The sequence below is a fragment of the Parabacteroides sp. AM58-2XD genome (assembly GCF_003463685.1).
Taxonomy (GTDB): domain Bacteria; phylum Bacteroidota; class Bacteroidia; order Bacteroidales; family Tannerellaceae; genus Parabacteroides; species Parabacteroides segnis.
In genome coordinates, this window is the sequence record NZ_QSDP01000187.1 from 1 (window position 1) to 5,508 (window position 5,508).

6 protein-coding genes are annotated in these 5,508 nt (G+C 43.8%); 1 reads left to right on the forward strand and 5 read right to left on the reverse strand.

The features are described 5' to 3' along the window. Nucleotides 1–172: 172 nt before the first annotated feature. From DXA15_RS24425 to DXA15_RS24445, 5 genes are all read right to left on the reverse strand, one after another. A complete protein-coding gene (locus DXA15_RS24425; protein ID WP_128135770.1) occupies nucleotides 173–865 on the reverse strand; it encodes a hypothetical protein in 693 nt (230 codons plus the stop codon). Nucleotides 866–1,030: 165 nt separating this feature from the next. After that, nucleotides 1,031–1,534 carry a DUF3868 domain-containing protein gene (locus DXA15_RS28140; RefSeq protein ID WP_128135771.1) on the reverse strand — a complete coding sequence of 168 codons (504 nt, stop codon included), beginning with the start codon at nucleotides 1,532–1,534 and terminating at the stop codon, nucleotides 1,031–1,033. Nucleotides 1,535–1,537: 3 nt separating this feature from the next. Further along, a complete protein-coding gene (locus DXA15_RS24435; protein ID WP_233567616.1) occupies nucleotides 1,538–2,128 on the reverse strand; it encodes a DUF3575 domain-containing protein in 591 nt (196 codons plus the stop codon). A 228-nt stretch (nucleotides 2,129–2,356) separates the two neighbouring features. Further along, entirely contained in the window at nucleotides 2,357–2,620 is a 264-nt protein-coding gene (locus tag DXA15_RS24440; protein WP_128135772.1) for a hypothetical protein, read from the reverse strand. A 151-nt stretch (nucleotides 2,621–2,771) separates the two neighbouring features. After that, nucleotides 2,772–3,377, reverse strand: coding sequence for a phage integrase SAM-like domain-containing protein (locus DXA15_RS24445; protein WP_128135773.1), 606 nt, complete (start codon nucleotides 3,375–3,377; stop codon nucleotides 2,772–2,774). A gap of 554 nt (nucleotides 3,378–3,931) precedes the next feature. Between DXA15_RS24445 and DXA15_RS24450 the strand changes: the two genes are divergently transcribed. Then, the gene (locus DXA15_RS24450; RefSeq protein WP_128135774.1) at nucleotides 3,932–4,840 is read left to right on the forward strand and encodes a helicase associated domain-containing protein; all 909 of its coding nucleotides are present in this window, start codon (nucleotides 3,932–3,934) and stop codon (nucleotides 4,838–4,840) included. The last annotated feature ends 668 nt before the right edge of the window (nucleotides 4,841–5,508 follow it).

Sequence of the window (5,508 nt, forward strand, 5' to 3'; positions counted from 1 at the left end):
CATTAAAGGTAATGAAAATCAGCCACTTGACCTATTTTATTGTACTAAATTTTATCAATTAACTTATTTGTTCTCAACGGATTAGTTATAAATTTAACGAAGTATTATTTCTTCATAATGTTATTATTTAGAATTTATACCGGGCAGTACAACCGACTGCTGTTTTATTGTATCAGTTTCCTTCTCCCAAGACACCCCCGTCTATCCAGTCCCCCACATAGGCCAGCGAGACGTTCACATTCCCTTTCTTATCTACCACCAACTGCAAATCAAACTCCTGACAGATATTGCCGCTCAGTTCGATCTGCATCGTATGAAAAAAACGGTACAGGTCTATTTCACGTATCAGCGCTTTATCATCGGCTAACAGGCAGAAGACCGGATGGTCCCCATTATGCAGGCGGAAACCAATGATTTCGCCATTCACCTGGCGGGATATATCCATTTCCACATCTATCGAACGCCTTCCCGGCTGGCATTCCTCCGGCCGGGAAGGAATATGAATCTCCTGTCCGGCCGGACTAACCGATGTATGCTTCGGCAAAAAACGGTAGACCGGGTAATGTCCGGCCAGCGTCATACGCAAATTGTTTGTACTGGCCGGAACACTGGCATCCCACCGGACTGTCACATGTAACCGTAAATAAGCATGCAATAAGTCGATACGTCCCCGGGTAACTCCGGAAGGGGCGACCGAAAAAGAACGGTACCCGTAGAAAAAACAGCCGGTATTGGATGGAGTCCCTGAATACAGTTGAATTTCTTCTAACGTTGTTTTGCCGATTTCAGCAGGGGCCAGTTCGCCGTCGATATTGCAACCGGCAAGCGTGAGGAGGACCGGGAAGAAAAGGTTCAGTAGTCTCATGACTCGCCTCCTTTCTCTTCCAGCCCCGTACAGGGATCGGGCTGGTTTATGTCTTTTGTCAAAAGAGTATCGGACAAAAGGGTTTCCTTACAACAATCCCTTTCCACCTGTTTTAGACAGAGGGAAGCGTGACGCATCCAACCGGCATAAGGGAGGCTTATATTATTAATGTATAGTATAAGTATCTTTTTCCTTTATTCCGATAAGCCGTATATAGGTTTTTTCTTTAAAAGAATGTGGGGCAATCAGTTCTTCGCGCCGGTCGAAACGGGAACGCTGACGGCCGGAAAGGATTACCGGAGGAAGGGAGACATGCTTATTGTCTCTCTGAAAATAGGGGATCAACTTCAAAGAATGGTCCGTTGGGATTTGGATATTCCGGACAATTATGTTCATTCCTATACGGACGCTGTCATCATGGATAACAAGAGTCTCAGGAGTAAAAAGAATGTTCCCGGTCTGGGAAAAGACCGACTGGGAGAAAAGGAAAAGGCAGGCGAGAAGGAGGAAAGATAACACACCCCCTGCCCCCTCTCCAGAGGGGAGGAAGATACTCCGGTCACTAACTACCTGACCAACACCGGATAACAGTGTCCGAAAGTAACCCTTCCCCTCTGGAGAGGGGGTAGGGGGTGTGTCATATCCCCGCGTATAAAACAGCTTTTCCATCTCTCAGCGTATCAAATAAATAAATGTCACTCCCAACCGTGTCGGCCCCACAAAATGCCGTTTATACCTCCCTACCAGCTCCGCACATTCCGTACATACATACTTATTGTATTCCTGGTAAGCATACCCTACTCCCAGCGACAACTCCAATCCCCACCGTCCGCCAATAGCAAAGTGATAGCCATATGAAAAACCGCCACCATACAGTTCCCCCCGGTAGGTATAATCCTTCAAACCCGGGATAAACGGTACCTGCCCGATATTGTAATGACCGTAATGTCCATGCACGCCGAAGAAGTGCCCCTCAAAACTTTTGCAGGGCCAGTAACGAAGTTCAGGCTGCATCAGATAATGCCGCAGGGTCATCCCTTCAGGAAAGAATGTCCAGGAGTTGTAACTGCCTGACACGTTCAAAGTCAGCCTTTTAGACAACATAAATTCAACTTCCGCATTCGGCGTCGAAGTCAGCCACCACGACACATTCGTCCCTATCCCTATCTGTTGACCGTACGAACCGTATGGCAACAATAGCAGCAACAAGACTAAAAACATGACCCGTAACTGGAATTTTCTTCTTTTTTCCGATCTTTTCATTCTCATTTCCCCATACAGGATGTCGGATTCCTTGCAAGAATCGGACATCTCCTTCCGAGAAAGAGTATTCGCTGAATTACAGCATTTTAGAGAAGAACTATTTGTGAGGATAGACCGGTTGGAGAACCGTTTTTATTCCGATTAGGTTATAATGTTTTTTATTTTTTTACATTTTCCTTGTTTATTGTAGAATAACATGTACATTTGCAGGCAGATACCCCGTGTTTTTCATGGGTTATTCTTAACAGAACATTGAGATGTCCGATTCTTGCAAGGAATCAGACATTTTTTATTTTTGCCCTTTCCTTTCTTTGAATTATACCGGATCAATACATTCAGCATCTCTTCATTCGTCTCGTCGATCACATGCGAGGGCATTCCTTTCATATAGATACGTGTCACCCTTTCCGAACTGTGGCCCAACGCCTGGCTGATGATGGCCGTTGCCGTTCCGCTGGATTCCACCAGCGTCGCCCAGGTATAGCGCGCCACATAAGTGGTCAGGGGGAAAGGAAAATCCAGCGCTTTCCCTATTTCTTCCAGCTAACGGTTGACCCGTTTCAGGGCGCTTTGTTCCGCCACTTCCTTTTCTTTATGGTACCGGTTACGGTGCAGGAAGGGGGAAAGGTACGGGCTGTCTTCCTCATCGTAACGGCCGATCAGCTCGCGCAGTTCGGGGATGATCTTTACACGCAGGCATAGCAGTCTTACTGCGGCTGTAATTGATATACCCGCCGTACAGTTCACTTTTCTTTAATTTGAAAAGATCGACGAAGCACATTCCACGGGCATAGAAAAGGAACATAAAGACATCGCGGGCACGGGCTTTCTCGCCCGTCAGCTTCGCATCGCGCAGGCGGCAGACCTCTATCTCCGACAGGGCACGCTTCAATGTCGGCGGTACTGCGATGTTGATACTTTTGAAGGGATATTCTTCCGCCTCTTCCACCCGGGACTGTTTGACGGCTTTATTATAGACAGCACGCAGGATGCGGTAATAGCAGTCGGCGCTGCTGGCGGACAGCTTGTCCGTATCCTGCATATATACGACATAATCAGAAACCCACTGTCCGATCACCTCTTTCAGAGGAAAACAGCCGGATTCCTCACCGACAAACCGGCGGACCGACTGCCGGGCATTCCGGTAGTTGGCGGCGGTAAAATGGTTCTCGTTCTCATCCAAATGTGCGATCTGCTGTCGGAAAAAGTCATCCAGCAGCAACGTTTCTTTCTTTTTTCTCGCTTTCATTTCTGTTGTTTTTTTAGTGATTATACTCTCCAAATGTCAGAATTTTCGATTCTTTACTAACCACAAATAGGAGTTTTGGTTGCTTAGAAGTAAAATAAGGGAAATTTCGGGAGGTTTTCAAAGGCAATGCCGAAAATCAACCGGATGTTTTTTCGATTCTTCCGTATGTTCGAGGGAAAACATACGGAAGTTTTGTGCAAACTGTGCGGATGAATTTATGAAATCATACGGATGATTTTTTTAACAATCTCCCTAAAAGGATGAAAAGTAGAAATCAGACTAAAAATAAGAACTAAAAGAAAGCCTTTTTGATGCTGGTTGACAAAATATAATGCGAATCAAAATAACATCATAACGGATAAAATACAAGCGCTTTGTATTCATTTATCTTCACGAGATTCTGGTATTTTGAAAACAGAAGTGAATATTCCTGTAAAAAAGCATAGAAAACAGGGATAAAATAACATTCTGTCAAAATGATATTATTAAAAATCAAATATTTGAATATCTTTGAGCATACATAACAGACAAAGAAGATCCAGAGTAGTAAGTATATGAATAAAAGAAAGAAAAAAAGAAACGGCAACTTGCGTGCTATTATTGTCTTTTACGATAAACATAACAAATGGCCTGTGCCTACGGCGAAAGAGGTAAAGGAACGCAGTTTGGGCCTATGGATTAGCAGATGCAGGTACCTCAGAAACCATTCTCCGGAAAAACTTACTGGAAAACAGATTGAATTAATCGACAGAATCGACGCAGACAAGATCCGGAAAAATACGGAACGGTGGCAGGATAATTATAATAACCTGAAAATCTTCTGGGAAAAAGAACAACGCTGGCCTTCCAGCAGTGCTTCGGACCCGTTAGAGATCAAGTTGTCCAATTGGTGTGCGACTCAAAAAATTACCCGGAAAAACACACCTAAGACCAAACAGAATAAAGAACGCATCAAATTGCTGGATGACATTGGATTCAACTGGTATGCATACAACAAAAGGAGAAGCTGGAAGGAATCGTTCAATCTGGTCAGGGATTACTATAACAACACCGGCCGTTGGCCTACCCACACCAGAGACCAGGAGGAATCGCGACTGGCTAAATGGTGCAGCAAAATGAGAGCTTACAAAAACGGCAGCGATACAACCGTCACGCTAACCCCCAGGCAGATCAAAAAGTTGACCGACCTGGGTTTTGACTGGTCCGACAGCCAGTCTAGCAACGGGCGTTCGCCGGAACGGCTCGAAAGGATATGGATCGAAAGGTACCATGAATTCAGCGAATTCATAACAAACGAAAAACGATACCCTCGCTCAAGGACTGGGAACGAGAGCGAAAAAGAAGAATCCCTTTACTCCTGGTGGATGCGAATGGGCTATCTGAGAAGAAGAGGTAAACTCAGTAGCGAACGCATCCAACTACTGGATCGCATCGGCTTCAGATGGGGAAAAGAAAATGAATAAAGGAGAAATAAAAAGAGGCTGTGTCGTAATTAAGATTTACGGTACAGCCTCTTTAACTTTCATTCTTTGTTTAGTTCCTCCGCCAGTACAACTACTGTTGAATAAACTTCTTCAAAGAATTCCGATGCTGAAAACCACCCATCTTCAATGAGTTCTTTTACATAATTAACAAAGGGATCAATAGTATTAACTATACAAGTCATTCAATTAAAAGCAAATACCAATCCCCAACAGACGCTGAATAACAATTAGAACAAAATATCCCCTATCTCGTACCCCGCAAACGAAAAATCCCTTGCAAGCCATAACTTACAAGGGATAATTTTTAAAATTGTTGTTCTACCAGGCTCGAACCTGGAATTTCAGGACCAGAATCTGACGTGTTACCATTACACCATAGAACAGTTTTTGTTGTCTCGAGTAGTATGTTTCTCGATTACGGGTGCAAAGATACGGACATTTTTTATTCTTGCAAATATTTCGAGAAAAAATTTCATCAAAATAAACATTTTTCTTTTTCTCCTGTTTTGAATTTACAGGGTTTATACATATATTAAATCAGGGCGACCGCACCAAAATTCCTCTAAAAAGTTTATCATTGCAAAATGAATACCTCTAATTATTTTTCAGAAGTGACAGATCCTCGTGTAACAGGTCGCTGTCTACAT

Excerpts from the sequence above, each read along its gene's own strand:
- DXA15_RS24425 (WP_128135770.1), bottom strand. The coding sequence starts at position 865 with ATGAGACTACTGAACCTTTTCTTCCCGGTCCTCCTCACGCTTGCCGGT.
- DXA15_RS24435 (WP_233567616.1), bottom strand. The coding sequence starts at position 2,128 with ATGAAAAGATCGGAAAAAAGAAGAAAATTCCAGTTACGGGTCATGTTT.
- DXA15_RS28140 (WP_128135771.1), bottom strand. The coding sequence starts at position 1,534 with ATGGAAAAGCTGTTTTATACGCGGGGATATGACACACCCCCTACCCCC.
- DXA15_RS24450 (WP_128135774.1), top strand. The coding sequence starts at position 3,932 with ATGAATAAAAGAAAGAAAAAAAGAAACGGCAACTTGCGTGCTATTATT.
- DXA15_RS24445 (WP_128135773.1), bottom strand. The coding sequence starts at position 3,377 with ATGAAAGCGAGAAAAAAGAAAGAAACGTTGCTGCTGGATGACTTTTTC.